Origin of the sequence: Snodgrassella sp. (genome assembly GCF_024103505.1) — a bacterium.
GTDB lineage: Bacteria > Pseudomonadota > Gammaproteobacteria > Burkholderiales > Neisseriaceae > Snodgrassella > Snodgrassella communis.
In genome coordinates, this window is record NZ_JAGGIJ010000001.1 from 397929 (window position 1) to 423709 (window position 25781).

Annotated in this window: 24 protein-coding genes and 1 tRNA gene; 16 read left to right on the forward strand and 9 right to left on the reverse strand. The window is 42.1% G+C overall.

The window, feature by feature from the left end; translation table 11 throughout:
* Positions 1-854: 854 nt before the first annotated feature.
* From J6578_RS01810 to gshA, 6 genes are all read right to left on the reverse strand, one after another.
* Positions 855-1253, reverse strand: coding sequence for an EamA family transporter (locus tag J6578_RS01810; protein WP_287953761.1), 399 nt, complete (start codon positions 1251-1253; stop codon positions 855-857).
* Between the two features lie 51 nt (positions 1254-1304).
* Positions 1305-2240: an AEC family transporter gene (locus tag J6578_RS01815; protein ID WP_239362140.1), complete on the reverse strand. Its 936-nt coding sequence runs from the start codon at positions 2238-2240 to the stop codon at positions 1305-1307.
* Positions 2241-2357: 117 nt separating this feature from the next.
* Positions 2358-2765: a diacylglycerol kinase gene (locus J6578_RS01820; RefSeq protein WP_093093466.1), complete on the reverse strand. Its 408-nt coding sequence runs from the start codon at positions 2763-2765 to the stop codon at positions 2358-2360.
* 51 nt (positions 2766-2816) lie between these two features.
* On the reverse strand, positions 2817-3788 hold the full coding sequence (gshB, locus tag J6578_RS01825; protein WP_287953762.1) for a glutathione synthase: 972 nt from the start codon (positions 3786-3788) through the stop codon (positions 2817-2819).
* 67 nt (positions 3789-3855) lie between these two features.
* Positions 3856-4866, reverse strand: a complete 1011-nt coding sequence (trpS, locus tag J6578_RS01830) for a tryptophan--tRNA ligase (protein WP_093093462.1) — start codon at positions 4864-4866, stop codon at positions 3856-3858.
* 100 nt (positions 4867-4966) lie between these two features.
* The gene (gshA, locus tag J6578_RS01835; RefSeq protein WP_287953763.1) at positions 4967-6328 is read right to left on the reverse strand and encodes a glutamate--cysteine ligase; all 1362 of its coding nucleotides are present in this window, start codon (positions 6326-6328) and stop codon (positions 4967-4969) included.
* Between the two features lie 278 nt (positions 6329-6606).
* On the opposite strand from gshA, the gene leuC reads away from it, so the two are divergent.
* From leuC to J6578_RS01900, 13 genes are all read left to right on the forward strand, one after another.
* Positions 6607-8022 (forward strand): 3-isopropylmalate dehydratase large subunit, encoded by a 1416-nt coding sequence (leuC, locus tag J6578_RS01840; RefSeq protein WP_287953764.1) that lies wholly within the window; start codon positions 6607-6609, stop codon positions 8020-8022.
* Between the two features lie 85 nt (positions 8023-8107).
* Positions 8108-8233 carry an entericidin A/B family lipoprotein gene (locus tag J6578_RS01845; RefSeq protein WP_080701765.1) on the forward strand — a complete coding sequence of 42 codons (126 nt, stop codon included), beginning with the start codon at positions 8108-8110 and terminating at the stop codon, positions 8231-8233.
* An 18-nt stretch (positions 8234-8251) separates the two neighbouring features.
* Positions 8252-8392, forward strand: a complete 141-nt coding sequence (locus J6578_RS01850; protein WP_051608108.1) for an entericidin A/B family lipoprotein — start codon at positions 8252-8254, stop codon at positions 8390-8392.
* Between the two features lie 65 nt (positions 8393-8457).
* Positions 8458-9099, forward strand: a complete 642-nt coding sequence (gene leuD, locus J6578_RS01855) for a 3-isopropylmalate dehydratase small subunit (protein ID WP_287953765.1) — start codon at positions 8458-8460, stop codon at positions 9097-9099.
* Positions 9100-9195: 96 nt separating this feature from the next.
* Complete coding sequence (leuB, locus tag J6578_RS01860) at positions 9196-10266, forward strand: 3-isopropylmalate dehydrogenase (RefSeq protein WP_287950304.1); 1071 nt, start codon at positions 9196-9198, stop codon at positions 10264-10266.
* Between the two features lie 109 nt (positions 10267-10375).
* Positions 10376-11689 (forward strand): paraquat-inducible protein A, encoded by a 1314-nt coding sequence (locus tag J6578_RS01865; RefSeq protein WP_093093449.1) that lies wholly within the window; start codon positions 10376-10378, stop codon positions 11687-11689.
* Positions 11686-13323 carry an intermembrane transport protein PqiB gene (gene pqiB, locus J6578_RS01870; protein ID WP_287953766.1) on the forward strand — a complete coding sequence of 546 codons (1638 nt, stop codon included), beginning with the start codon at positions 11686-11688 and terminating at the stop codon, positions 13321-13323. The genes J6578_RS01865 and pqiB overlap by 4 nt, the downstream gene beginning before the upstream one ends.
* Entirely contained in the window at positions 13323-13859 is a 537-nt protein-coding gene (locus J6578_RS01875) for a PqiC family protein (protein ID WP_093093445.1), read from the forward strand. The genes pqiB and J6578_RS01875 overlap by 1 nt, the downstream gene beginning before the upstream one ends.
* A 577-nt stretch (positions 13860-14436) precedes the next feature.
* Positions 14437-14841, forward strand: coding sequence for a GNAT family N-acetyltransferase (locus tag J6578_RS01880; protein WP_287953767.1), 405 nt, complete (start codon positions 14437-14439; stop codon positions 14839-14841).
* A 492-nt stretch (positions 14842-15333) separates the two neighbouring features.
* Positions 15334-15561, forward strand: a complete 228-nt coding sequence (locus J6578_RS01885) for a hypothetical protein (RefSeq protein WP_141683450.1) — start codon at positions 15334-15336, stop codon at positions 15559-15561.
* A 304-nt stretch (positions 15562-15865) separates the two neighbouring features.
* Positions 15866-16981 carry a chorismate synthase gene (aroC, locus tag J6578_RS01890; protein ID WP_239362207.1) on the forward strand — a complete coding sequence of 372 codons (1116 nt, stop codon included), beginning with the start codon at positions 15866-15868 and terminating at the stop codon, positions 16979-16981.
* 104 nt (positions 16982-17085) lie between these two features.
* Positions 17086-17508 (forward strand): ProQ/FINO family protein, encoded by a 423-nt coding sequence (locus J6578_RS01895; protein WP_093093438.1) that lies wholly within the window; start codon positions 17086-17088, stop codon positions 17506-17508.
* A 33-nt stretch (positions 17509-17541) separates the two neighbouring features.
* A complete protein-coding gene (locus tag J6578_RS01900) occupies positions 17542-18318 on the forward strand; it encodes a TatD family hydrolase (protein ID WP_287953768.1) in 777 nt (258 codons plus the stop codon).
* A 264-nt stretch (positions 18319-18582) separates the two neighbouring features.
* Here J6578_RS01900 and J6578_RS01905 read toward each other — a convergent pair whose 3' ends face one another.
* The gene (locus J6578_RS01905; RefSeq protein ID WP_093093434.1) at positions 18583-20562 is read right to left on the reverse strand and encodes a ligand-gated channel protein; all 1980 of its coding nucleotides are present in this window, start codon (positions 20560-20562) and stop codon (positions 18583-18585) included.
* Positions 20563-20869: 307 nt separating this feature from the next.
* A tRNA-Ser gene (locus tag J6578_RS01910) sits at positions 20870-20962 on the reverse strand.
* Positions 20963-21347: 385 nt separating this feature from the next.
* On the opposite strand from J6578_RS01910, the gene eno reads away from it, so the two are divergent.
* The 3 genes from eno (at position 21348) to J6578_RS01925 (ending at position 23653) form a co-directional block, all read left to right on the forward strand.
* Positions 21348-22631: a phosphopyruvate hydratase gene (gene eno, locus J6578_RS01915; RefSeq protein ID WP_093093432.1), complete on the forward strand. Its 1284-nt coding sequence runs from the start codon at positions 21348-21350 to the stop codon at positions 22629-22631.
* Between the two features lie 33 nt (positions 22632-22664).
* Complete coding sequence (gene ftsB, locus J6578_RS01920; protein WP_239362223.1) at positions 22665-22985, forward strand: cell division protein FtsB; 321 nt, start codon at positions 22665-22667, stop codon at positions 22983-22985.
* Positions 22986-23272: 287 nt separating this feature from the next.
* Positions 23273-23653 (forward strand): SpoIIAA family protein, encoded by a 381-nt coding sequence (locus J6578_RS01925; protein ID WP_093093427.1) that lies wholly within the window; start codon positions 23273-23275, stop codon positions 23651-23653.
* A 93-nt stretch (positions 23654-23746) separates the two neighbouring features.
* Here J6578_RS01925 and J6578_RS01930 read toward each other — a convergent pair whose 3' ends face one another.
* The gene (locus tag J6578_RS01930; RefSeq protein WP_093093425.1) at positions 23747-24445 is read right to left on the reverse strand and encodes an alpha/beta fold hydrolase; all 699 of its coding nucleotides are present in this window, start codon (positions 24443-24445) and stop codon (positions 23747-23749) included.
* Positions 24446-25781 lie beyond the last annotated feature (1336 nt).

Genomic DNA, 25781 nt, shown 5'->3' on the forward strand with positions numbered 1-25781 from the left:
TAAGTGGCTATGATACCGATTTATCGTGATAACGATAAGTTATGAACATCACTAAAGACAAAAATCTTTACATAGATATGATTTTGAAAAGAAGTTTATCTGCAATTTGGCATATTTCATCTTTTAAATCAGAATTAACCTGAATAGCAAATAATATATATTTATATTTTGGGCTACGGCTTGGTAATTCCGATATATAAAGCATTTATTAAAAATTTAAGCTGCCTGATTACTCTAATACCAAATATATCGGCATAAATATACCTCGAATTTTGCTCAATCATTTGATATTTTGAATGAAGTAATCGGTAAAAACCCTTAATTTTTCTGACTTTCTATGCGATTCAGGGTAAAGAAAGCAAAATTGCCATAAATGATTAATAAAATATTCAGGTAAAATTTCAACCAATTTATTATTCTGTAGCTCATCATACACTGCAAATTTAAACAAATGTACAATTCCACAATCATTCAATGCTAGAAACTTAGTTGCAAGAATATTGTCAAGCACCTATATCTGGTTCAAATAATGAAAATTTCTTTCTAAATATTCCATCTATATACTGAATCCATAATATTGGCAAAATAGGTATAAATTACCCAGCAAACAGTGGCTGCCAGTAATAACAAATCACCAATAAAACTAGATGAAGCCATCAAATGACTGAAATTACCATTAGTAATAACCAAAACTATGCCGGCAAAAGCTATTAGCATATAGAAACTGGTTTTAGTATCGGGGAAACTACGATTAATAATGCATGTTAAAGCAAACGATAATAAGGGCATGAGTGCTAATATAATAGTTGCATGTTCTGCTGATGAATAACCGATTCCTATGAATGTGAGAAAATTTAGACATGCAAAGCTGATACTTCCGAAAACCAAAGTAGTAAGGTTTTACCTTCAGTCTGATAACTTTGTTTTCCTTCCAGAATAATTAATATCACACTGACAAGCACTGCGCCTAAAACATAACGGATGAAGGTAAGGTAATAGCCATCAATACCTGAAGATACTGCATGTTTGGATGCTGGATACATAATTCCCCAGCCTATTACCGTAATTAATAAATAAACAATACTTCTGCAACCATGTTGCTTGTTTATGCTCATGTCTTTTAACCTAAAATAAATTGTACTGTATATTGTTATAATCCGTTTCAAGTAAAAGAACATTATTGGATGGGTAATAAGTATTGTTACATCAGGGAATAAATCAGATCCTGTCACACCAATAATAAGACCTGTCATTTATTCAAATAAGCATATATCAAATATACATTTATTAGCTTAAATCACCACTCAAATCGCTAATAGATTGATAACCGGCGGCTGAACCAGCATCAGCACTATCGGCAAGGTAATCAGGCTTAATACCGTACTAAAAAAAGTAGCTGAAGAAACCAATTGCGGTTTGGTGTTGAACTGCACGGAAATCAAAGTAGTATTAGCTGCTGTTGGCATGGCGGCAAGAACAATCAATATTTTTTTCGCCATCAGGTCTATCGGCATAAAATACACCAGCAGCAACGCCCACAAGGGTGATACCATCAATCGGACTACCAGCGCAAAACTTATTTTGGCAACTTCAATTTGTCTGATATGTAACGTAGCCAATTGCATACCCAGAATCAGCATGATTACCGGAATAGAAGAATCCCCTATCATGCCCACAGCCAGCATAATTTCTTTACTCAGGGGAATATGCAGCAATTGAAATATCAGCCCGAACAAAGCACCATAGACAATCGGCATCCGTAAAACTTTTTTCAGTATCGTCCGCTGGCTGACACCTTCGACATCACTGCTGCCTTTGGCTGCATAATAAGTACCGAGAGTACTCATGATAAACTGCTGCAATACCATCAGGATAACAGCGACATCAAAACCAGCAGAACCGAAAAACACCAGAATTACCGGCGTACCGTAGTTACCGTTATTCATAAAACATGACGCCAGAATCAGGGCACAATTATCCTGATTCTGGTAATGACACACTTTCGACCAGAGATAAACCAGTATAATCAGCCCAACACATAAAGCCAATACATAAAAGGCATAATAAGCGTAGGCAGCAGTTAACTGATGGGTATAAAACGTTTTAAAAGCTAAAAATGGCGAAAGAATATACAACGATAATTTTGATAAACTGGCAATATCAAATTTTAATACTTTCTGCGCTATAAAACCTGTGACAAAAATACCAAATACAGGTAATAGAATTATCAAAAAATGCATTGTTTACTTTCTATTATTCAGACAGCAGCCAGACCTATATTCAATCAACAATTACTGTATAAAGTTAAAAATAGCCGTATCAGCAATCCAACTGTCTAGAGTAGAAATACAATATTTTTAAAACCAGTTAACCAGATAATCACGCCATAATGCCAATGACCACAAAACAGCCAGAAGTAGCATAGTTAACAACTGAGCGGCTGAGGCTGTATCTTTGGCACGTTTGGCCAAAGGATGTTTAGCCAGTGAGGTATGATCTACGGCTGCCTCAATAGCGGTATTAAACAGTTCAACAATCCAGCTTAAAAATGAAGCCATAATCAATACCATCCGTGTCAGCATACCAAAATCCAGTACGAACACCAGTATAATCAATACGCTGTTTAATAATAACAACTGACGAAAGCCTGATTCGCTACAGGCTGCTTTCAAACCGGCCAGAGAATAACCATAAGCATTGAATATACGGCGTAAACCTTTTTTACCTTTAATATTTATGGCGTACTGATTGTTATTTTCAGGCATAACAATAATTTTTCCCTTTTATCATCTGATTTTTATAGAATATATGAAAAGCTACACAGGTGAACCATGCAAGCGCGCCGCTTCTTCCACTGCATCGGCAAACAATGCGGCTACGTCACAATCGGTTTGTTTACTAACTTCCTGAAAACCAGTCGGGCTGGTGACATTGATTTCAGTGAGGTAATCACCAATTACATCCAGCCCCGCCAGTAAAATACCTCTGCGTACCAGTTCTGGCGCCAGTGTTTCTGCAATCTGTCGATCACGTTCACTTAACGGCTGTGCTACACCTTGGCCACCGGCAGCCAGATTGCCACGCGTTTCACCCTTTTGCGGGATACGTGCCAACGCATACGGCACTACTCTGCCGCCGATAATCAGTATGCGTTTATCGCCATGAACAATTTCGGGGATATAACGTTGTGCCATAATGGTACGGCTATCCAGACGCATCAGCATTTCCAGAATACTGCCAATATTGGGATCGTTCTGTTTTAGACGAAAGATGCCCATCCCGCCCATTCCATCCAACGGCTTGATAATAATATCTTGATATTCATTTAGAAACGCCCGCACATCAGCTGCGTGCGTCGTAACCAGTGTTGGGGCGGTAAACTCAGGAAAATCCAGAATGGCCAGCTTTTCATTAAAATCACGCATTGCCTGACCACTGTTATACACATAGGCACCCTGTTTGGCGGCCAGTGTCAACAATTGCGTAGCATACAGATACTGCATATCAAAAGGCGGATCGGTACGCATGATAACCGCATCAAAACGATTCAGTGGGCATTGTTGCGGTGGCAAAGGTTTAAACCAGTCATGATCATGCTCATTTCTGGCATCAGTAAAGCTGAACTCGCTCGCACTAGCCACAACACATTCCTGTTGCACACTCAACTGACTGGCTAATGTATGAAACAGTTTCCAGCCACGTCTGGCCATCTCCCGCATCATGGCATACGTGGTGTCTTTATAGGTTTTAAAACCTGCCATCGGGTCGGCAATAAATAGGATTTTCATTGAGTTTACCTGTCGGAGTGTTTATCCGGCAGGGAGAGTCATTTTCCCTTCCGGATAAAAATATACTCTATTTTAATGAACGGATACCCACTGCTTCGCGTACTGCCTCCAGTAGTGGCCGTGCCTGCTGGCGCGCTTTTACAGCACCAGCCTGCAAAATATCTTCAATCAGAGCAGGCTGTGCGTTCAGTTGTGCAAAGCGTTCACGCTTCTCAGCCAGTTCCTCATTAATTTTTGCCGCCAGAATTTTCTTGGCCTCACCCCAGGCCAGTCCATCTGCGAGCATCTGTGTAAACTGGTCGGTTTCTGCTGGTGTGGCAAATGCCTTGTAAATATCAAACAAGGGACTTTCATCCGGCTGTTTCGCTTCGCCGGGTTCTTTCAGATTAGTGACAATCTTATTAACTGCTTTCTGCAATTTCTTTTCAGATTCAAACAATGGAATGGTATTGCCATAACTTTTGCTCATTTTACGGCCATCCAATCCCACAAGTGTTTCAACATTGTCGTCGATTTGTGCTTCCGGCAAGGTAAACAACGGTTTGAAACGATGATTGAAACGGCCGGCAATATCGCGAGCCATTTCCAGATGCTGAATCTGGTCTCGTCCGACAGGTACTTTATCTGCATTAAACATCAGAATATCCGCACTCATGAGCATCGGATAACAAAACAACCCCATTTCAATACCATGATCTGGATCTTCCTGCCCTTTATCTGCATTTTCCTGCATGGCTGCCTTATAGGCATGTGCTCGGTTCATCAGACCCTTGGCAGTATTACAGGTAAGAATCCAGTTTAATTCCATTATTTCCGGAATATCAGTCTGTCGATAAAACGTGGTACGTTCTGGATCAAGACCACAGGCAAGCCAAGTTGCCGCCACTGCTTTTGTAGATTCATATACCTTTTCCGGGTCATGACATTTAATCAGGGCATGATAGTCTGATAAAAATAAAAATGATTCTACATCTTGATTCAGGCTAGCCTGAATAGCCGGTCGAATTGCACCAACATAATTACCCAGATGCGGTATCCCGCTGGGGGTAACGCCGGTTAATACTCGAGTTTTTTTCATTCTGTATACAACTTTATCAATAGCGATTTATGAGAATTGAAGCTGATTTCCGGATTTCTGGAAATCAGCACTACACCACAATCAAATCAGTTTAAACAAGCTAAACAGCTGCCTCAGGCATATTTTCCAGCTCAATAGCGGCGGCTAGTAAGGATAATCTGGCCAGTACACCATACACATACAAACGGGTGCTTTCGCAATCACTGGCCTGAGTAGCATTTTCCGTTTGTGGAATACCTAGCTGATCCCAGGGCTTAAACTCGCGTTTACTTGCTGCTTCATCTTCGGCATCCTGTTCTTCCAGCGAAGCAATATTGCAATTCAATGGTACAAAATGCATACCTACAGCATTAAGATTCTCATCTGGTCCACGATCCTGATGTACGCGATAAAAACCACCAATAACGAATCTGTCCATCATATATACCACTGGTTCTGCTGTTGCACCATGCAGTGTTTCATAAGTATAGATACCCTCCTGCACGATGACTTCGCTAACTTCCAGCCCTTCTTTGATTTTGGCCATTTTATTGCGTTTTTTGCGATTGAGCCCGCGTACTTCTTCAGCCGAATGCACACTCATCACACCCATGCCATAAGTACCGGCATCGGCTTTAACAATAACAAAAGGTTTATCCTGAATCCCCAACTCATCATACTTGTGCTGAATACGCTGCAACAGCCGTTCCACAGTTTCGGCCAGACGATTTTCTCCTTCATGACTAGTGAAATCGAGCCCGCTGCACACTTCAAAATAGGGATTAATTGTCCACTCATCTATACCTACCAGCTGAGCAAATTCTGCCGCCACCTGATTGTAAGCATGAAAATGGGTACTTTTACGCCTCGTGGTCCAGCCAGCTTTCACTGGCGGTAACAATGTCTGCTCCAGACCCTGTAAAATTTCTGGTACACCACCAGACAAATCATTGTTTAACAGAATCATACATGGTGTAAACCCATCAGCCAACTGCAAACGGTTTGACTGCCGCTGTATTGGTTCCAGAGTAATGTGGTCACCAAGTGCGGTTTCAAGCGTGGTTATCTGAGTAATTTCAGGGTTTAGTGTACCAATACGGACGTTTAAACCAACTTGCCGCAGAATTGAATACAAAGCATAAACATTTTGCAGATAAAAGGTATTCCGCGTATGGTTCTCGGGGATTAACAATACTGAATGTGCTTCAGCACAAGCACGTTCCACCGCATCCTGCGCAGCTACCGACGCCAGATGCAGAAAAGCAGGATTCAGATTATTAAAACCACCCGGAAACAGATTCATATCTATACTGGCTAATTTATATCCGCTGTTACGGATGTCCACCGATCCGTAAAAAGGAACGTGGTGATGTCGCCATTGAGCACGAAACCATGATTCAATTTGGGTTTGTCTGGCTAAAATTGCACGTTCAAATTTCTGCAACTCAGTACGATGCGCTGCGGCCACATCAGGTAAACTCATATTTCATTCCTTTCTACATTCACACTCAGCATTTTTGCTTCATATGGCAGTTATTATTATAACAATAAACAACAATTCAGCAGAAAACAGTAAATTTAATCATTAACAGAATGGTTCAGCCATACCAATCAATAAAGATTAGACATTTAGTCTAAAAATAACTTAGGGTTTTACTAAAAAACATAGAATTTTTTATTTTTAGACAAAATACTTGTAAATCTGTCTTAACAGTATTAAGATGCCTCACACATAAATCATGACAAAACAAAGCCACTATAATGAAAGCACAAACCCTCTATGAAAAACTGTGGAATAGCCATATTGTCCAAGAACAGTCAGATGGTACAGTTTTACTTTATATCGATCGCCATCTGGTGCATGAAGTAACCAGCCCGCAAGCTTTTGAAGGTCTGAAACTGGCGCATCGCCCGCTCTGGCGGGAACAAAGTATTGTGGCCACAGCGGATCACAATACCCCTACCGATCATTGGGATCAGGGTATTACCGACCCAATATCCAAACTACAGGTTCAGACGCTGGATAGAAATATTCATGATTTTGGCGTACAGAAATATTATCCGTTTCAAAATATCAATCAGGGAATTGTCCATGTAGTTGGCCCCGAACAAGGTGCCACTTTACCGGGCATGACCGTAGTATGTGGTGATTCGCATACCTCCACGCATGGTGCATTCGGTGCACTTGCTCATGGTATCGGTACGTCAGAAGTAGAACATGTGATGGCAACTCAGTGTATTACCGCCAAAAAATCACAAACCATGCTGATTGAAATTGATGGCATTCTCAAACCCGGCATCACTGCCAAAGATATTGCCTTATATATCATCGGCCAGATTGGTACAGCTGGCGGAACTGGCTACGCAATTGAATTTGGAGGCGAAGCCATACGCAATTTATCGATGGAAGGGCGTATGACACTATGCAATATGGCCATTGAAGCCGGTGCCCGCTCCGGTCTGATTGCAGTAGACCAGACAACAATCGATTACATTAAAGGCCGCCATTTCGCACCCAAAGAAGCTTTATGGGAGCAGGCGGTCAGCTACTGGCAAACGCTGGTGTCTGATGAAGGCGCATACTTTGATAAAACTTATCATTTTAACGCCGCAGATATAGAACCTCAGGTTACATGGGGCACATCACCGGAAATGGTTATCGCAATAAATCAACGCATACCTGATCCGGCTGCAGAGGTTGATCCGGTTAAACGCGAAGGTATGCAGCGCGCTTTACAATATATGGGGTTAACTGCTGGCACACCAATAAATGAAATTCCGGTTGATGTGGTATTTATCGGTTCTTGCACCAACGGGCGCATTGAGGACTTGCGTATCGCCGCTAAAGTGGCAGAAGGGCAACACAAAGCAGACAATGTGAAAAGAGTATTAATTGTGCCCGGCTCAGGTGTGGTTAAACAGCAGGCGGAAGCCGAAGGGCTGGACAAAATCTTCATTGCAGCCGGTTTTGAATGGCGAGAGCCGGGCTGCTCCATGTGTTTGGCCATGAATGCCGACCGTTTACAGCCACAGGAACGCTGTGCATCCACATCCAACCGTAATTTTGAAGGCCGGCAAGGCAACGGCGGCCGTACTCATCTGGTTAGCCCAGCCATGGCTGCCGCTGCTGCAATTACCGGACATTTTACCGACGTGCGACAAATATACAGTGAATAACTTGCAGTTTTAAGCCAGCAAGTGCATGATAAGCATGTAGTTCTGATTGAATTTGTTAACTTTTATCTTTGTTTAAGGAGTAAGCATGAAAAAAATGTTGTTAATTGCTGCAATGGTTATGGCTGTACTCTCCGGTTGTCACACAATTCATGGAATGGGACAGGATGTAAGAGCTGGTGGCCAGCACTTATCTAATGCTGCCGATAAATAATCAAACAAGGATAATATCATGAAAAAACTGATGCTTTTGAGTATTGCCATTGTTGGTTTTCTGGCGGGCTGTCATACTGTTTCCGGTGTGGGTCGCGATATCTCTTCCGGTGGTCAGGCAGTAAGTAATGCTTCTGACAACGTACGCTCAGAAATGTAACTGTACGCAAGCCCGTCAGGGCTTGCTCAATTCAATCATTAACTACAAAATACCAAAATACTAGCATGAGATCTTTTACTACCCTTACTGCTCTGGTGGCACCTCTGGATCGAGCCAATGTAGACACAGATGCCATTATTCCAAAGCAGTTTTTAAAATCAATCAAACGTAGCGGCTTTGGCCCCAATGCATTCGATGAATGGCGTTATCTGGATCACGGCGAACCCGGTATGGATAACAACAAACGCCCTTTAAATCCAGATTTTGTGCTTAACCAGCCACGCTATCAGGGTGCACATATTCTGCTGACACGAAAAAATTTCGGCTGTGGTTCGAGCAGGGAACACGCACCATGGGCACTGGAAGATTATGGATTCCGAGCCATTATTGCCCCCTCTTTTGCAGATATCTTTTTTAATAACTGCTATAAAAATGGTCTGTTACCCATAATTCTGCCTGAAGAAGTTGTTGAACAGCTATTTCAAGAAGTTGCTGCTCAGGAAAATTATCAGCTTAGCATCAGTCTGCCAGAACAAACCGTTAGTACACCTAATGGTAAGCACTTTCATTTTGAAATTACCGAACACCGCAAACACTGCTTGCTCAATGGTCTGGATGAGATTGGCCTGACGCTGCAACATGCAGATGCGATTAAGGCATTTGAAATCAGACACCAGCAACAGCAGCCTTGGTTGTACAAGCTCTGATTAAATCAAATAACAATTTACTTTCCATTTATCTAAAAAAACTGACTGATGACCGCAAGGCCACTGGTCAGTCATTGACATGCAGAAAGAATAAAAATGAGCAAACATATTGCTATCCTTCCCGGTGACGGCATCGGCCCGGAAATCATTGCACAGGCTGTACGTGTTTTAGACAAGCTTATTGCAGAGGGGCTGGATGCAGATTATCAGTACGCGCCGTTAGGTGGAGCCGCCTATGATGAATACGGCCATCCCTACCCTGAATTTACCCAGAATATCTGTCGGCAGGCAGATGCAATATTACTTGGTGCCGTTGGCAGCCCACAGTATGACAAACTGGAACGCCCTTTACGACCCGAACGCGGCTTACTAGCCATCCGCAAAGACCTTAACCTGTTTGGTAATTTACGTCCGGCAATTCTCTATCCTGAGCTGGCTAATGCTTCAACCCTGAAACCGGAAGTTGTTTCTGGCTTGAACATACTGATTGTGCGCGAATTAACCGGTGATATCTATTTTGGCGAACCGCGTGGTATTCATACCTTACCTAATGGCGAACGCGAAGGCATCAATACCATGCGTTATAGTGAAAGTGAAATCCGTCGCATTGGTAAAATTGCCTTTGAGGCTGCACAGAAACGCAATAAAAAACTGTGCTCCGTTGATAAAGCCAATGTATTGGAAACCACTGAACTGTGGCGTGAGATCATCACTGATATGAGTAAGGATTACCCTGATGTCAGCGTAACCCATATGTATGTAGACAATGCAGCCATGCAGCTGGTAAAAGCACCCAAGCAGTTTGATGTGATTGTTACTGGCAATATCTTTGGCGATATTCTCTCAGATCAGGCATCCATGTTATCCGGTTCCATCGGCATGCTACCTTCTGCTTCTCTCAACGAAACAGGAAAAGGCATGTATGAACCTTCACATGGTTCCGCTCCTGATATAGCTGGCCAGAATCTGGCTAATCCGCTGGCAACCATCCTTTCCCTAGCCATGTTGTTGCGTTACAGCCTGAATAATGAACATGCAGCACAAAGAATTGAACAAGCTGTTGGCAAAGTACTGGCACAAGGCTTACGTACCAGTGATATTTTTGAGGAAGGTTGTCAACGCGTTTCTTGTAGCCAGATGGGCGATGCGGTACTTGCAGCACTATAAGCTGATTGCACATTAGCCTTAAATTACGTATATTTAACTTAACAGGGAAATTAAGTCTCTGTTAAGTTATTTTTTTATATAGCTGCTTTCACTACAGAAACCTGATATTTTGAGCTACCGTTCAGCACAACCGGCGCATCGTCCTTCAACCAACTTGCCTGCGAGCAGTCTGCCAGCACATCGAGTTGGCTGCCCTTGCTGCGGCCTGTCATTATCCATTCCTGCCCTGACACCGGGTGAATCTGCTTTATGTCCCCGCTGCCATCAGCATCTTGTACGAATTGAAATACATCCGCTTGATACGCCGACAGCTTACGCCATTGCCTCACTGATCATCATGACCATCGTATACACTCAGTTATACATGAGTATAGATTTGTTTGGCATACATGTAGAGTTAACCATCCCCTATATGGTAGCGACACTGGCACAGCAAGACTATTCTCTGCTGGCGGAAATAATGTTTTTTCTGACCTTTGGCTCCCCAGTACTGTTTTTACTCTTATGCCTGTACGTTTTTACCGGCCTGCGTTATCAGCAAGTATTACCGGGTATGTTATACGCCACCCGTACACTGGTACGTCTGCGTCACTGGATCATGGTAGATGTATTTTATATTGCCACGCTGGTATCCTATATTAAAATCAGCGGTATGGCACAAATACATTTCGGGCTGGCTTTCTGGTTTATGATGGTATTGGGCATTCTGCTCATCCGTACCTCTCAGGGCGTGCCTGAACATTGGATTTTTTATCAGATTCAACGCCTCACCGGCCATGATCCAACATTACAAAAGCATAATAAAGATACCATTAATTGTCACTATTGTCTGTTTGAACAACCCGATACCCAGAATGTCTGCGACGTTTGCGGTTCTTATTTAAGCCGGCGCAAACCTCTAAGCCTGAGCATCAGCATGGCATTTTTACTGGCAGCTATTATTTTCTATATTCCGGCCAATTTACTGCCCATGATGATAACTCGTTCCCCGGGTACCAATCTGGCCAGTACCATTCTTGATGGCATTGAATACATGTGGAATGATGGTGATGTACTGATAGCTGTCGTTATTTTCAGTGCCAGTATGGCCATTCCAGTACTGAAAATCATATCCATGCTGGTATTACTCTATTCTGCGGCTTACCGCCCACTGATGTCTGCGCGTAAATTAACCGTTTTATATCGCATTACCGAATCAATCGGACGCTGGTCAATGATTGATATTTTCGTTGTCATCATACTCATGTCAGCATTTTCCACACCACTGGCACACGTGACACCGGGTGCTGCCACCATTTATTTTTGCGCCGTAGTGATTTTAACCATGATATCAGCACTCAGTTTTGATCCACGCTTAATCTGGGATGAGATAAAACAACATCCATCTCATCATAAAAGTAGCAATAAAAGGCATTCATCATGAGCCAAACAGAAAATGAAACCACACACACAACTGCTACAGTAAAACATACCCCGCCATTTAATGTTCTGGTGTGGACCATCCCAGTACTGGCATTATTAACGGGAGCTTGGCTATTTATCCAGCACCTGCGCCATACAGGGCCGGAAATTACGCTATATCTTAATGATGCTGATGGAATAGAGATTAATACAACAGCAATCAAAGTACTGAATGTCACCGTAGGTAAAGTTACCTCCATCAGCATCAGTCCGGATGAAAAAGGAGTGCAGATTAAAGCGCAGATGAGTGCCGATGTTAAAGATATGCTGCGTAAAGATACCCAGTTCTGGATTGTCAAACCGCGCATAGACCAAAGTGGCATTACTGGCCTCAATACCTTGGTATCCGGTTCCTACATTGCCTTTACCCCCGGCCATAGCAAAGAAAAGGCTGAAACCTTTACTGTAGGGGATTTACCACCAGTAAGCGCCATTTCCCAAAGCGGTATCCGTCTGCGCCTGAAAGGCCACAGCGACAAACTGTTAACCCCCGGCAGCCCCGTACTTTACGGAGACATCAGCGCCGGACAAATAGAAAAGGCCTATTTTGACCCCAAAGACAACAGCGTCCATTATCAGGTTTATATAAATAGTCCATATGACAGCCTGATCGGCGACAAAGTTAAATTTTGGTTGCAAAGCGGCCTTCAGGTAACGGCATCTGGTGGTGGCGTACATATTGATTCCGCTCCACTGCCTGCCCTGCTCTCAGGAGCCATTGTTTTCAAAACCATGTTTGAGGGCAAAGGCAAGCCTGTTGCGAACAATACCGAATTTACCTTATATAATAGCGCACGTGAACTGAATAACCAGCCTTCCTCACGCACACAATACTACGTGGCATTCTTTCAACAATCCGTACGTGGTCTGAGTGTAGGCGCTCCGGTAGAGTATCAGGGAATCAACATCGGATCAGTGGCCGATGTACCCTATTTTGCCCTGAATGACAGTCATAAACTGTTCCAGCATGGCTGGATACCGGTACGCTTGCGCATCGAACCGGGACGCATGGAAATCAATGCCAGCAGACAGGATGACAAAATCTGGCAGCAACAAATCCAGCAGGCACTCAATAAAGGCTTATCTGCATCACTGGAAAAAGACAACTTGCTGACAGGTAATCAGTATATCAGCCTCACACAGGCCAAATCCGGCGAATCACTGCTCAAACCGGTAACACACTATCAGGGATACACCGTAATCGGCACACGTCATACCGGGCTAGACATGATTCAGGATCAGCTGTCTGCATTATTAGCCAAACTGAACAACCTGCCGATTGAGCACTCCATACAGCAGTTAGACAGCACACTGGCACAACTGAAAACCACACTGGCCAGTGCAGACCGGCTACTGGCACAAAACAAAACCCAGCAGCTACCGGCTGAGCTGAGTGCCACCCTTAAAGAATTGCGTACCACCCTGCAAGGCGTATCCAGCACTTCTCCTTTATATGGCGATATTCAGCAAACCTTAAAAAGCATTGATAATACGCTGAAAGAGGCACAGCCGACATTGAAAACCCTGAAACAGCAACCTAATGCCCTCATTTTCAATCGCCGCGGGCATGATCCCGAGCCACAAGGAGCCAGATAATGAAAATCCCGCTACTACTTGTCTGTGTCACTAGTTTGGCACTCAGTGCCTGTGCCGGCAATTCGGTTACCTATTACCAGTTACCCGGCAGTAATTATCAGTTGCCTGCCGCCGGCCTGAGAACACCAGTCCAGCTTAAAGTTGTACTGGCTGAACGTCTCAATCAAGGGAATCTGGTTTATCAGGACAGCCCAACCACTCTGCATTTTGCCCAGCAGCATTTTTGGGCTGACGATTTGAGTAATGAAATCAGTCTGGCATTAGCTAATGAACTGAACAAACAGAGCACTCATTATCTGTTCACTCCTGAGAGCAAACCTAAAACTGCCACACTAACTGTGTATATCCAATCCTTTCAGGGCAGCTACGATGGTTATATCTACATCAATGGCTATAGTAGCTGGCTGGGTACTAATGAAACAGGACAGAATTTTAACGTCCGCATTGCTCAGCATGGTAATGGCTACAGCAATATGGTTAAAGCCTTGGCTCAGGGACTGAGCAGCGTAGCCCAAAGCATTGCGCCACATAATTAAAATTTAATCTGCACACGCCAGCAAATACCTATCTTGGCTAGTTAAAATAAATGATTAACTGGCCAAGATATACATAATTAATTGCCAATTGCATACTCTCTTAAATTAAAGTCTTAAATGGCCATCTAAAGTAAAATAAAAATATTTAAACTTATCATTTAATATTTATTATTTTCAGCCAGCGATGTTTGCACCATGCAAAACATAGCCGATACTAATTTAAATTTAAAGGCTTTCTAGCCGAAACCATAGCAAAAATTAAAACTGCAAAACATGTTTCTCATTATTTAATTAAAATTCATAGATGTGGTGGTGCCATTTGTGGAGCAATCAAAAATTTACGCCCTAACAAAGTTATTGCTTTACCAAAATACCTCTTTAATAGCAGATGAAAATAGAAAAATAGATTTTCAATAAAATACCATATAAATATTAGCTTAATTATTATTTCTCAAATATTGGCCGATCCTGATGCAAGCGAAAATAAAGAAAGGTACAAAAGAAAATATTATAATCTTATCAATAATAAGCTAGAGTTAATTCAAGTAGAACATTCATATTATGATGGAGGATTAATATGAGTCTCATTATTTATTGTTCTGATGTCAAACCAACACTCGAACAAGCCATTACACTTTATCGTCACTGTTCGTTAGGCGAGCGTCGTCCACTTATGGATACCATACGCTTTCAAGCAATGTTAGATAATGCCAATTTACTGATAACCGCTTGGCATGATAATAAACTGATTGGTATGGCGCGTTGCTTAACAGATTTTGTTTATATTACTTATTTGGCAGATCTCGCGGTGGATGAAGATTATCAACGGCAAGGCATCGGTAAACAATTAATTAAAGAAGTGAAAAACAATACTGACAAAGCATGTTCAATCACCTTACTGGCTGCACCGCAGGCAGTAGATTATTATCGTCATATCGGTTTTAATGCGCACCCTTCAGCTTGGATTTTAAAGGAAAATTAATTAGCCATTCATTTTAAATTGCTGATGAAACGCCACTAGCAGATGAATGCGCCAAACAATGATTTGTGCAGTTAGCAAACCTAAAGCACAATCATTAATAACAAACTACCCCATCAGAACATCTCGTCAAATTAATAGACCATGTTCGTATATAACATCTGCTGGCTGATGGTGGATTATTTTAATATTTAAACAACACAGTAACATCAACTACTAAGCAGCCTTCACAAAGCTTCATAACTCAGCTAAGCATACAGCCCGCACAATTAACCCAGCGACCATCATAAAAATCTATTCATAAAATCAAAATACTGAAACATCACAAAAGACAGTATTTTTCACACACAAAGATAACGCACAAAAATTCAAACAACTGATCACCAGTTAGCATTTGCAGCTACCAGAAATACATTGCCAACATGCAAACCAACCCTATTCGCCAGACAGCCAAAAAGCTTTATAATAAAAAAAACACATTTTCTGAAAAAAACCATGAAATTCATATCTGTTTCTCTGCTTACTTTAATCCTGCTTTGTGCCTGTAGCGTAGGAATGCCCTCCAATGTAGCCGTAGGCATAGGCGGTGGTAACCACACCTTTGGGCTGGGAACTACAATAAATTTCCCGATTAAAACCAAACCACTGCCATCTGAACCGCCAGTGATTACAGGCACTGAGCCACACAGCCAGCCAGCAGCAAAAAAGCCACGTCCAAACTGATATAATCACAGATATACTACCTATTAATAAATAAAATTTATTTCAGCCCCCCCTACTCTGATGATATTAACATTCATCCAAACAAAACAAGGGCATAAAAATCAACGACCATCTAAATATCATTAATAATAAAAACATTAGTAACAGGTAAAAAACACTGGCAGAAAGGTAAATTTTCAGCCATATCAATGCATCGGCCACAAAAACAAATCAGCCATCAGACAAATTATGCCTAAACCGTATAAACCATGCTAAACTCAACAACAAAATTAAATTTGTCTCTCAAAACGTAAGAGTAAAACCTATGGCTGGCAACACTTTCGGACAAATCTTTACCGTTACCACCTTTGGCGAAAGCCACGGGGTGGCATTAGGTTGCGTCATAGACGGATGTCCACCCGGATTGCCTCTTAGTGAAGCCGATATTCAGCCAGAACTGGATAGACGCAAGCCTGGTACTAGCCGCCACGTTACCCAACGTCGCGAAGCGGATTGTGTTGAGATACTTTCTGGCGTATTTGAAGGCAAAACCACCGGAACACCAATCGGGCTATTAATCAGAAATACCGATCAGCGCAGCAAAGATTATAGCGATATTGCCCAGAGCTTCCGCCCGGGACATGCCGACTATACTTACTGGCACAAATACGGTATACGGGATTATCGTGGTGGTGGTCGCAGCTCCGCACGTGAAACAGCTGCACGTGTAGCAGCAGGTGCCATTGCCAAAAAATGGTTACGTGAGCATTTCAATACCGAAATCATTGCCCATGTCACCCAGATTGGCGAAAAAAGCATAGCTTTTGAAAGCTTTGCCTACATAAACGATAACCCATTCTTTGTCGCTAACCACAGCCAGATTGAAGAACTGGAACAATACATGGATAGCATACGCAAAGCATGTGATTCCATCGGTGCCAAACTGCATATCACTGCCCGCCATGTTCCTGTTGGATTAGGCGAGCCTGTATTTGATCGGCTTGATGCCGATATAGCTCATGCCATGATGAGTATCAATGCAGTTAAAGGTATTGAAATTGGTGCCGGATTTGATAGTATCTGCCAGAAAGGCAGTGAGCATAGCGACGAATTGACACCGGACGGCTTCTTATCCAACAATGCAGGCGGCATATTAGGCGGTATCAGTAGTGGGCAGGATATACACATTAATCTGGCCATTAAACCAACCAGCAGCATCGCCACACCACGTCACTCCATAGACATTCACGGCAAACCGGTTATACTGGCTACTCATGGTCGCCACGACCCTTGCGTTGGTCTGCGTGCAGCACCGATAGCCGAAGCCATGCTCGCACTGGTATTGATGGATCATGCACTGCGCCAGCGTGCCCAGAATGCTGATATTCGTGTCGAAACACCAGAAATTGCTCAGCATCACTCCATTGCCCCCAATACATAGATATTATTTTATAGCCATAACTGCAAATTTATCGCTGGAAATCAGTTTATTAGTTTATTTTTTAATTTATTTAAACGGGCCATAAACCACAAGGAAGTAACTTTATGAGTCAAGAAACCGCTTTGGGTGCAGCACTGAAATCTGCTGTACAAACCATGAGCAAAAAAAAACAAACCTATATGATTGCCGAACATATCTATCGTAAATACGATGTATTTAAACATTTCAAACCTTTGGCAATCGGTATTGATCAGGATTTAATCACAGCACTGCCACAGTATGATCCTACCCTGATTGCCCGTGTTCTGGCCAATCATTGCCGCCGGCCACGGTATATTAAATCATTGGCACGTGGAGGCAAACGCTTTGATTTGAATAATCGCTTCAAGGGTGAAGTATCACCAGAAGAACAGGCTATCGCCCAACAGCATCCCTCCATGCAGACAAACAAACCGGCACCAGTAAATAATGCAACAACCGATTCAGAAAACAGTCACAACAGTGACGAAGAACTAGTGCAAAACTAATGCCAGTTAACTATCCACACGAGCTTTTAGCTCGTGTTTTTTAATACTATGCTTTTTGACAGCCATTGCCATCTCAACCACAGCCCACTTGTTGACAATCTGACACAAGTATTACATCAGGCTGACAAAAAAAACATCAACCACTTTCTTGTACCGGCAACCGGCTCTGATGATTGGTCAATAACCCTACAGCTAGCACAATCATATCCCCAGCTATACGCTGCCATCGGTATTCATCCTTGGTTTGTGGCCGATTATAACAATTCAGCACTCAGCCAGCTCGAACAACTGTTACACCATAACCCGCAAGCGCTAATCGGTGAAATCGGTCTGGACTTTATACGTGCACATAGCCCTACTGATAAAAACCTACAAATTAGCTGTTTTGAGGCACAGTTACAGCTAGCAAAAGCAACACAACGACCAGTCATCATTCATCATGTTCATGCCACCGACGCCTGTTTACACAGCATCAGACGCTGCCGTTTTATCTATGGTGGTATTGCCCATGCCTTTTCTGGCAGCCTAGAAGAAGCTCAGGCATGGATCAGGCATGGCTTTCTGATCAGTGTCGGTTCCCTGTTATTACGCCCACAGGCAAAAAAAATTCGCCTTATTGCCGAAAAAATACCTTTACAGCACATGGTTATTGAAACTGATGCCCCATACATGTCACCGCTACCACAACAGAATAATAGCCCGGATAACTTACGCCAGATTGCAGAAATCATAGCGAAATTGCGAAATTGTCACTGGCAGGATATTGCCACCATAACCAGCGAAAATGCATTTAAAATTATTCCGGTATAAAACTGAACCTCAAACAATCGATATTATTGCAAACATTCTGGCCATAAGCCCACTTTCAGCTTAAACACAAAAAGCCGATAAACGGCCCCATGCACAAAGCTGCTTTAAATGGGTAGTACGCAAACAACAGCTTTTAAATCCACACTGATCATTTGCTTTTATTCACCTATCAGTAACTGAAATCTGGCCAATTTCAATTCATCTATATTATAAAAATAAAAACAGGGGGATATTTCCCCCTGATATGAACAATAGCCTTGTAGCCTAGAAGTTAACCTGTGCACTAATATTATAACGGCGACCATCCAGAGTACGGCCATAATCCTTCTGATCAACCCGCTTATCAAAAATATTATAAATACCACCACTGATAATCACATCTTTCTTCGGTTTGAATACCAGCCCCGTATCTACAAAACCATACGACGGCTTACCAATCGCCATTGATGTCCGTGACAGATAATCTGAAGTTCTGCTACGGAAATTCCATCTTGCCCAGCTGGAAAACTTCTCATTGGCATTCCAGCTCAGCGTCGTATTAAACATATTTTTCGGCATCTCATTTAGCGGCTTACCACTAAACTGGCCACTTTTCTGTTCACTATGCGTATAAGTATAGTTAGCAGACCAATCAACTTTCGGCGTTATTTTCCAGCCAAACGTTGCTTCTACACCACGTAATACCGCCTTATCCACATTTTCACGCTGGCTGATAAAATCAAAATACTCATTACGCCACGAGCAGGCATTCGAACCTGCTTTACCCTGACAAGTGCGTACTTCCGTTATCTTATTCTTAAATTTCGTATAATAGGTAGTTAGCCCAGCAGATAAATTACGATTATTATCCCAGTTTAAGCCAATTTCAAAATTATCCGATTTTTCCGGCTTCAGATTTGAATTACCCACAATAATACCATTTGAGTAACCACCACCAGTAACCTGTCCCCATCCATCTGAAGCTGCCCGTAAAGCGGGCGCTTTATAACCACGTGAATATCCCCCCTTAATTGTCCATTGTTTATTCGGAGTCCATACACCATATAATTTTGGCGTTAATTCAGAACCATAATTTTCATCATGGTCCAGTCGCATCGCACCAGTCAGCGCAAAAGTTGGCACAATACGCCATTCATCCTGCCCAAAAATAGCCCAAGAATCTCGTTCCAGATGGCTCAACCGCCGACCATTAATCGTAAGCTGATTACCCGAATCATTTAGCTCTTCTCGCTGCCACCGCCCGCCGACACTCAGCGTATGCTTATTCAAGCGAAACTGAGTCTGAGTATTGAAAATCGTATTTTTCTCATGCATGTCACGAGAAGGATTATTATTTTCCTCTCGCTGTAAATATGACTGCGTATCAATATTCTCATAATAGCCACGATGGGTCACACTGTACTGATTGCGATCATACAAAGTGTAGTCATCAGTTGGTTTCTTTCCCCTGCGTGGTGCAGTATCAATAGTTTTGCCCACCTTACCATTGCGGTTTTGCAAACTGCGACTTACCTCCAAATCAACAGTATTGTTATCATCCGGAGTCCAAGACAGCATAAAATCGCCATTACGCATACGCTGTTCCTTATACCCACCGACAAACTTGTCTTCATCACGGTGAGAATATCCTCCACTCACACGGATACCCAACCGGTCTTCAATTAAAGGGCCAGAGACATAAACACTGCTTTGCAACGTATTTCCACTATTACTGTGCTGCTGTATAGTTGCATCCGCCTTAATTGAAGCAGTCCAGTCTGCTGCCGTTTTCTTAGTAATAATATTAATTACCCCGCCCATAGCATCAGAACCATACAAAGCCGAAGCCGGACCACGAATCACCTCAATACGTTGTATCGCAGAAATTGGTGGCATCCAGCCCTGTTCAATACCAGGACCATCGGAATTAGGGCGAACACCGCGCGAGTTCACCCGTTTACCATCAATCAACAGCATTGTGTACGCACTAGACATACCTCGGATACTGATATCTTTTGAACTACCACCACCCGTCACTACTACCCCGGGCACATCCTGCAAAGCATCAGTCACATCATGATACTCTTTTGTTTCCAGCTCCTTGGCATTAATCACAGTAATTGAGGCAGCTGCCTTTTTGGCTTTCTGTTTAAAACCAGAAGCAGTTACTACCACATCTTCCAATTTAGCTTCTGCGGCATATAAAGGAGATATTAACGTGGAAAGTAACACCAGCGAAAAAGAATAATGAACCGGTTTGCACATACAAAATAGACTCCTGATAATTGTTGTCCTAGCAAAGAATCAAATAGATTATTTAAAGCACACTCAAATGAAAATAGTAATCATTATTTAATTTAACATGAATATACAAAAAAAGCATTAAATTTATTGACAAAACACAAAGCAGGATAACAAATGAAAAAACAGAAAAGCCTAAAACTGCAACAATTATGAAATATATAGACAAACCGCTAAACTAATCAGATTCACCAGTAGATATACGGTTATTTCAGCCGTGAGAACTAACAAATAAAAAATCCCTGAACTGAATTCAGGGATTTTTTGAATATGGCGGAGAGTAAGGGATTCGAACCCTTGATACAGGTTTTGCCCGTATACTCCCTTAGCAGGGGAGCGCCTTCGACCACTCGGCCAACTCTCCAAAGAGAAGTTGCGAACTATACTTAACTGATGCCCCGCTGTCAAACAAAATTTACACCAAAACAGCATAAAACAGATTATTAATTTCTAACACACTAACAGAAAAAGATATTTTCTTGCCCTTAAAAGCATACATCAGATACGTACAGAGCTCATTAAATCCATTTCACACAGCCACACTATTTACCGCTTCAATCCATCAGCACAACATATATTGCTCTTTCCCAGCCTCCAGTCAAAACCAAGTGTAAATTACCCTGTTCACATACTCCCCCTTCGGTATAATACAATGTTTAACTGGCTGGCCAAACTGCTGTCTGGCAGGCTTATTGTTTGTACCATTTACCGCACAACAATACAAAACCTAAAAAAAACTGGAGACTTGCATGAGTGCAATCATTGACATCTTTGCGCGTGAAATACTTGATTCACGTGGTAACCCTACCGTTGAATGTGATGTTCTACTTGAATCTGGCGTAATGGGCAGAGCTGCCGTACCCTCAGGCGCTTCAACCGGCGAAAAAGAAGCACTGGAGCTACGCGATAACGATAAACAGCGGTATCTGGGTAAAGGCGTATTGCAGGCGGTAGAAAACATTAATAACGAAATTGCGCAGGCACTTATCGGCATTGATGCCAGCGAACAAAGCTATATCGACCAGATCATGATTGACTTGGACGGTACCGATAACAAAGGTCGCCTTGGTGCCAATGCCACACTGGCAGTATCATTGGCCGTTGCACGTGCGGCAGCCGAAGATGCAGGATTACCTCTATACCGTTACATTGGTGGTGTCGGCCCCATGTCTATGCCGGTACCCATGATGAATGTTATTAATGGTGGCGCACATGCCAATAACAGCCTTGACATTCAAGAATTCATGATTATGCCCGTAGGCGCCGATTCTTTCCGTCAGGCTCTGCGTTGCGGTGCAGAAGTCTTCCATCACTTGAAAAAATTATGTAATGACAAAGGCATGTCAACCAGCGTTGGTGATGAAGGTGGCTTTGCACCGGATTTATCCAGCCATGAAGAAGCAATCAAGCTGATTCTGTCTGCCGTAGAGAAAGCTGGTTATGTTCCCGGTAAAGACATCGTATTAGCACTGGACTGCGCATCCAGCGAATTCTATAAAGATGGACATTACGCATTAACCGCAGAAGGATTAAACCTAACCAGTGCCGAATTTGCTGACTACTTAGCTGAACTAGTCAACAAATATCCGATCGTATCCATTGAAGATGGCATGAGCGAACACGACTGGGATGGTTGGAAATTACTAACCGAACGTCTGGGCAAAAAAGTCCAGCTGGTGGGTGACGACCTGTTTGTAACCAATCCTGCCATTCTCAACAAAGGCATTACACAGGGGCTGGCCAACTCACTACTGGTTAAAGTAAACCAGATTGGTACCTTATCCGAAACACTTAAAGCCGTTGATCTGGCCAAACGTTCAGGTTATACCTGCGTAATGAGTCATCGTTCTGGTGAAACCGAAGACAGCACCATAGCAGATCTGGCCGTTGGTACTAACTGTATGCAAATCAAAACCGGTTCACTTTCACGTTCTGACCGCATTGCCAAATACAACCAATTACTACGTATTGAGGAAGAGCTGGGTACAGCTGCCTGCTATCCGGGTAAAAAAGCCCTCTATCAGCTCAGATAATCTGGTTACCGGTTTTACGAATAGGCAAATGAAATGAAGTGGGTAACCTGGGTACTGTTATTTGCATTAGCAGGTTTACAATACAGCTTGTGGATGGGGCATGGCAGCTGGCATGACATGTTGAAATTGGAGCGCAGCGTCATTGCTCAAAACGCAAGTAATGAAAACCTGATACAGCGCAATCGTGCACTGATTGCTGAAGTCAAAGATCTTGCCAAAGGGAAAGATGCAATTAACGAAATGGCTCGCGCTAAATTAGGATATATACAGAATGGCGAAGTATTTTACCGTTTTGTTCCCTCAGGCACCTCTGCAATCATAACAGCTAATTCTGATACCACTCCTAACAGATAATCAACAGTAACACTTCCTAAAACCAACAGCTTTCAATACTGAAAGCTGTTGGTTTTATATCTAACAAACTTCTTTACTATTTATCCCTGATATATAACTCTAACAAACTAATAATATTCAACTATCTATAATATAGTTGTATCCGTACCACAACCATTAGCGTTTTCAGCTTCATATCAGAGCATATTCAAAAGAATCATAGCTAATATATTTGTCCATTAGTATGATATTGCTTAATTTAATCAAACAAATATAGCAATAGCGCACCCGTTATTAAAGGCAACTATATGATTTCTATCCAACAACAGAACTACGGTTTAAGTGTGATTCTGCACGATGAATTTACACTGGCTGATTTTCGCCAGCTGGAAGAAGCATTATTAAAAGCCATTGAACAGGTACAATTGCCCAATCTGCTGCTGGATCTGAGCCAAATGAAAGACTTCACTATTGACATGGCTTTAGAACACCTCAGATTTTTACGTCAGCACGCGCATGATTTTGGCCGCACCGCCATTGTCGTAAACGATATCTGGATTCGGCTTGGTGCACGCTTCGCAAATCTGTTAACTTTACAAAGACCCAAATACTTTAATGACAGACACACAGCACAAAAATGGCTGGAGCAAGGCATACAAAACTCAGGCGTAATCGGCAACCATAACTGATTAAACACCATCATCAATATATCAGACATAAACCGAGCACTGAAGTAAGCTATTTCAGGATAATGCGATTAATTACTGAATAATTCAGATAAATTACAACTGCTGTACCCAGCAAGAAATAGTTTCTGCCAGTAATTGTGGTTGTTCTAATGGCAGCATGTGCCCACTATCCTCAATTATCTTCATACTGGCCTGTGGAATAAACTCCTGCAATTCCCGCACCTCATCCAAAGAACGCATCTGATCCTGTGCTGCCGCAATAATCAGGGTTGGACAGGAAATTCTCTGCCCATCGGGTGTTGCCCGGTTTAATAGTGACTGTCTGCTTAATACATCAAACCCCAAACGTTCCCCCATGCGTCGGATTCGGGTTATCAGTACCTGATTATTTTGATTATCCGGACGCAAAGTTTGCATAATCGCCTTGTGCCCCAAACCACGAAAATGCAGATGTTTCTGCATGTGTAAAGCATTCAGCTTGGCTGCACGTTGCTCAGGCGTATCCTCACGTAATGAAGTAGCAATTAATACCAAAGCAGCCACACGCTGCGGATACTTGGCAGCCAGAGCCCGCGCAACATACCCGCCAAGCGAGAACCCGATCGCCACAAAACGTTCCGGTGCTTTGGCCGCAATATCATCTGCCATCGCTGCAATACTGTCTCCATTTGTCAGCGCAACACATTGCACAGATTGTGGCATAGCCAGACTCGATTGCATATCATCCCATAGCGTCTCATCCAGCATAAAACCAGAAATACACATCCAAGGTAGTAACTCTGTAGTAACCATAATCCCACACAACCATCAAACAATTAATAATATTCTCAACGTAGCCAGACCGCACCCTGCTATCAGCAAACTGATAAAAAACGAGTAACAACCACCAATCAAAATATTGCACTATCAAGCTGACTATTACTATATCTTAATGTCACAACTGACTCATAAAATCACCTCTACATAAACATACCAGACATTTTACATAGACTTTAGTAGAGGGTGTATATTTGACAAATCAGCCTTATCAGCAAAGTGTCATATGCTTCCCCCCGAAACGCATACCTGCCAGCTAAAATCTATACAGATAGCTTAATTTTTTCATTCTTACTAAAATATCTCCTGAGGATAAACTGATTTTATTATTTTCATAACCGTATTCTATCGATAAAGCCTTACTATCTTGATTCACAACCATTAATTAATCCATATTCAGAGTATCCTGTATTGATACCCGTAAGTGGTATGATTCTATTTACTTTTCCTTCAATTTTATCTTGAGACATATAAATAGCAACCTTTCTTAAAGTTTCTAATTTTAAAAACCAATTCTTGGTTACTCCTCTTTAGCAAATCAATTTTACTCTCAATAAAATTAATAATATCAGTCATATTGCCTCTATGAATAACCGATATTCTTCTTACCATCTGGAACTCATAAATTAGATGATTACAATCTAATAAGCATAGTAATCAGATTAAACACTCGTTCACACAGTTACCAGACACTGAGCTTGTAAAAACAACATCAGGCTGACGTGCATTTACTCCTCCCCCATTCAAACCCATTGCAACCAGACTATCAGCTTTTATCTCGTCTTAAATAATAATCTTCACTCTCACCTAATCCCAATAAAGCCCTATGCATAAATATTTCAAATTATCAGAAATAACTGCTCAACTAAAAATCCAATAACTTTCATAACTCTCTTATTATTTATTAACATAAATAAATATTTTTGCACCACTAACTTATAGAGCAGTCCTATGTTAAATACACATAACAAAATAATTAAAAGGCTAAATATATGGCTATTTCTATATATAAAAGATCTTGACCAGTCAATAGAGGCTGTGAGTTCAAGTAACGCTAGCTTTGAGTATCCTTGTTATGAGATGCTTTAATGAGCATCAACATCACACGTATGAGTTAGATATCTGCCGGACAAACTGTAGCAAAGGCTGCGGGTGTGCGCCAGCAACCTTTTCCTCAGATAACGAACCAGCCTACCAGAATAGCGTATTGGCGTTTTCGGTTTTCATAAACGTCAATACAATAACATTGACTTAATACATTTCATATTGCAGAATTAAACCGTTATCAATAACATTAATTGATTTTGAGGGA

What these genes read in the sequence shown, in the direction of transcription:
- J6578_RS01810 (WP_287953761.1), bottom strand. Translation starts at nt 1,253, where the DNA reads ATGACAGGTCTTATTATTGGTGTGACAGGATCTGATTTATTCCCTGAT.
- J6578_RS01815 (WP_239362140.1), bottom strand. Translation starts at nt 2,240, where the DNA reads ATGCATTTTTTGATAATTCTATTACCTGTATTTGGTATTTTTGTCACA.
- J6578_RS01820 (WP_093093466.1), bottom strand. Translation starts at nt 2,765, where the DNA reads ATGCCTGAAAATAACAATCAGTACGCCATAAATATTAAAGGTAAAAAA.
- gshB (WP_287953762.1), bottom strand. Translation starts at nt 3,788, where the DNA reads ATGAAAATCCTATTTATTGCCGACCCGATGGCAGGTTTTAAAACCTAT.
- trpS (WP_093093462.1), bottom strand. Translation starts at nt 4,866, where the DNA reads ATGAAAAAAACTCGAGTATTAACCGGCGTTACCCCCAGCGGGATACCG.
- gshA (WP_287953763.1), bottom strand. Translation starts at nt 6,328, where the DNA reads ATGAGTTTACCTGATGTGGCCGCAGCGCATCGTACTGAGTTGCAGAAA.
- leuC (WP_287953764.1), top strand. Translation starts at nt 6,607, where the DNA reads ATGAAAGCACAAACCCTCTATGAAAAACTGTGGAATAGCCATATTGTC.
- J6578_RS01845 (WP_080701765.1), top strand. Translation starts at nt 8,108, where the DNA reads ATGAAAAAAATGTTGTTAATTGCTGCAATGGTTATGGCTGTACTCTCC.
- J6578_RS01850 (WP_051608108.1), top strand. Translation starts at nt 8,252, where the DNA reads ATGAAAAAACTGATGCTTTTGAGTATTGCCATTGTTGGTTTTCTGGCG.
- leuD (WP_287953765.1), top strand. Translation starts at nt 8,458, where the DNA reads ATGAGATCTTTTACTACCCTTACTGCTCTGGTGGCACCTCTGGATCGA.
- leuB (WP_287950304.1), top strand. Translation starts at nt 9,196, where the DNA reads ATGAGCAAACATATTGCTATCCTTCCCGGTGACGGCATCGGCCCGGAA.
- pqiB (WP_287953766.1), top strand. Translation starts at nt 11,686, where the DNA reads ATGAGCCAAACAGAAAATGAAACCACACACACAACTGCTACAGTAAAA.
- J6578_RS01875 (WP_093093445.1), top strand. Translation starts at nt 13,323, where the DNA reads ATGAAAATCCCGCTACTACTTGTCTGTGTCACTAGTTTGGCACTCAGT.
- J6578_RS01880 (WP_287953767.1), top strand. Translation starts at nt 14,437, where the DNA reads ATGAGTCTCATTATTTATTGTTCTGATGTCAAACCAACACTCGAACAA.
- J6578_RS01885 (WP_141683450.1), top strand. Translation starts at nt 15,334, where the DNA reads ATGAAATTCATATCTGTTTCTCTGCTTACTTTAATCCTGCTTTGTGCC.
- aroC (WP_239362207.1), top strand. Translation starts at nt 15,866, where the DNA reads ATGGCTGGCAACACTTTCGGACAAATCTTTACCGTTACCACCTTTGGC.
- J6578_RS01895 (WP_093093438.1), top strand. Translation starts at nt 17,086, where the DNA reads ATGAGTCAAGAAACCGCTTTGGGTGCAGCACTGAAATCTGCTGTACAA.
- J6578_RS01905 (WP_093093434.1), bottom strand. Translation starts at nt 20,562, where the DNA reads ATGTGCAAACCGGTTCATTATTCTTTTTCGCTGGTGTTACTTTCCACG.
- eno (WP_093093432.1), top strand. Translation starts at nt 21,348, where the DNA reads ATGAGTGCAATCATTGACATCTTTGCGCGTGAAATACTTGATTCACGT.
- ftsB (WP_239362223.1), top strand. Translation starts at nt 22,665, where the DNA reads ATGAAGTGGGTAACCTGGGTACTGTTATTTGCATTAGCAGGTTTACAA.
- J6578_RS01925 (WP_093093427.1), top strand. Translation starts at nt 23,273, where the DNA reads ATGATTTCTATCCAACAACAGAACTACGGTTTAAGTGTGATTCTGCAC.
- J6578_RS01930 (WP_093093425.1), bottom strand. Translation starts at nt 24,445, where the DNA reads ATGGTTACTACAGAGTTACTACCTTGGATGTGTATTTCTGGTTTTATG.